At 68.3% G+C, this 622-nt stretch carries 1 protein-coding gene; it reads right to left on the reverse strand.

All coding sequences use genetic code 11. The features are described 5' to 3' along the window. Positions 1-622 (reverse strand): methyl-accepting chemotaxis protein (locus AC1ECW_RS16270; protein ID WP_481202301.1); only part of this gene is annotated, 622 nt, incomplete at both ends.

Consider the following 622-nt stretch of genomic DNA (forward strand, 5'->3'; position numbering starts at 1 on the left):
GCCTGTTCGCGCAGGGACTCGGCGGCGGCGGCGGACTGCTCGACCAGGGCGGCGTTTTGCTGGGTCATCTGGTCGAGCTGGCCGACGGCTGCGTTGATCTGGCCGATGCCGTCGTTTTGCTCGGAGGCTGCGGCGGTGATTTCGCCGATGATGTCGCTGACGCGGCGCACCGAGGCGACGATCTCGTCCATGGTGGAGCCGGCGTCTTGGACGAGTTTGGAGCCGGACTCGACTTTTTCGACGGACGCGCCGATGAGGCTTTTGATTTCTTTGGCGGCCTGGGCGCTGCGCTGGGCGAGGCTGCGCACCTCGCCGGCGACGACGGCAAAGCCGCGGCCTTGCTCGCCGGCGCGGGCGGCCTCCACGGCGGCGTTCAGGGCCAGGATGTTGGTCTGGAAGGCAATGCCGTCGATGACGCCGATGATGTCGGCGATTTTCTTGGAGCTGGCGTTGATCTCGTCCATGGTGGAGACCACCTGGGAGACGACGGCGCCGCCGCGCTGGGCGACGCTGGAGGCTCCTGCGGCGAGCTGGTTGGCCTGGCGGGCGGCGTCGGCGGAGTGTTTGACGGTGCCGGCGATTTGCTCCATGGACGAGGCGGTTTGCTGCAGGCTGCTGGCGG

It is taken from the genome of Caldimonas hydrothermalis (assembly GCF_056746695.1).